General features: G+C 48.3%; 3 protein-coding genes. All 3 read left to right on the top strand.

From position 1 onward, the window contains the following. A partial coding sequence (locus ABIE59_RS19910; RefSeq protein ID WP_354449537.1) for a transposase occupies positions 1-366 on the top strand: 366 nt, incomplete at its 5' end. Positions 367-703: 337 nt separating this feature from the next. Beyond that, positions 704-892, top strand: coding sequence for a hypothetical protein (locus tag ABIE59_RS19915; RefSeq protein ID WP_354449538.1), 189 nt, complete (start codon positions 704-706; stop codon positions 890-892). A gap of 75 nt (positions 893-967) precedes the next feature. Continuing rightward, positions 968-1474 (top strand): hypothetical protein, encoded by a 507-nt coding sequence (locus ABIE59_RS19920; RefSeq protein ID WP_354449539.1) that lies wholly within the window; start codon positions 968-970, stop codon positions 1472-1474. The last annotated feature ends 205 nt before the right edge of the window (positions 1475-1679 follow it).

Consider the following 1679-nt stretch of genomic DNA (forward strand, 5'->3'; position numbering starts at 1 on the left):
AGCAACGGCCGTTTGTTGTCACAGGAGGGTGACCGGATCGTGTTTCGGTACAAAGATTACCGGGAGGGAGGTCGCCAGAAGACCCAAAAACTGGACGGGGTGGAGTTTATTCGTCGATTCCTGATGCACATCTTGCCGAAAGGCTTCATGCGAATCCGACACTTTGGTTATTTGAGTAACCGAACCCGGCGACGAAAGCTGGCCGTTATTCATCAGGCGCTCCAACAACCAATCGAGACCGAAAGTGAAACGGTGAGGAAGTCCGTGTCACCAAGCACTTGGCCGTGCGCGCGATGTGATGGTGGCATGGTTCGTAAGGTTCGGCAGATTCCTCGGTTCAGAGCGGTGGGCACACTGACGGCTTAGCCGCTCTTGGCGGCTTCCCGCGAACATACAGTTCCGGAGGAGCTGGGCACCGACTCGTGTTGTGACTGGAAATGCGATAAAGAGCGGGGTAGTCTGACAAAACACACAAGGATGGGGTCTTTTATGGGAATCAAAGGGATGATGTTCACGTCCGCCGAGTGCCTTCGCGAACTCGGATTGCTGTTCCGGCATCTGTCCAAAAATTACTTTACCCTTATAGACTGGTTGCGGGCTTCGATGCAGGCGGCTTAGTCCAACCCACATTTAAAGGTCATGCTGCGCACGACCATTAAATGCTTCAGTGTTATATGTTGTCCCGCCACCGAAGGAGTCTCGATTGAGCAAGAAAGATATTGAGTTCTATGTTTACCTCATAGGAATCATCGGGTTTGGCTTGTTTTACTATGTCCTGAAATCTCAGTTCGAGAGTCAGTGGTTGTTCGTTGTTGTTGCTATCACATACCTCGGGCTGGTTCGTCTTGCGGGATTCCTATTGGCCAAGTGGCTGGCAAATCCAAAAAAATGAGCGCTGAGAAAAACTGTGCGAGGTGCATGCAGTGGAGTTCGAATATAACTAGGCAGTCAACCGGACGCCAAAAGCGTGCCGCTTTTGGTTCCCTCCGCTGGCGCTCCGGCGCCGGTTACTTTCAGCGTTAGAAACAAAAAAGGAATGACAATGAGTGGTAATCGGGAACAGCACGTTGATAAGAAAGAATGCTTTAAATGGTATGGCGTAGGAGCATTTACTGGCATTCTTGCCTGGTTATTTGGTACATCGTCAATACCGACCCTAATTCTGAAATATGGTTCAGGTGTCGGTTATCTATTGGTATTTTCAATTCTAATTGCGGCAGTCCTTTTAGGTATATCCCACTACAAAAAACAACCTCTCGATATCCTAATTAAATATATTTCGGTTAGGTCGATCAAAGGCTCAGCTAAAGTCGTAAGTTTCTTATCCGGAAGTTGTACAGTGTCAGCTGTATGCTGGTTTGTAACTGGCAGTTCAAACGCGTTAGGGTTCACTATTTTTGGCTTACTTTTTATCTTTGCATTCTCATATTTTTATTGGGCAATAAGCTCTTTAATTGAGGTTCCAGTTGAGTAACGAGGGACGGCTTTTTCTAACAAGTGCATCTTGCCGGACTTGGGTAAACTGTCACCTTTTTCGCGCTGCGCGGCAAAAAAGCCGCCAGTTAACCCAAGCCGCAAATGCAGGCGTTGAGGCTGTAGAAAAACCCCGAAATCCCTCTCGGTTTTGGTAGCATCAGGCAAACGGACAAGGAGTGGTCAGATGCCCCGCTTCAAGCATT

Origin of the sequence: Marinobacter sp. MBR-99 (genome assembly GCF_040547575.1) — a bacterium.
GTDB lineage: Bacteria > Pseudomonadota > Gammaproteobacteria > Pseudomonadales > Oleiphilaceae > Marinobacter.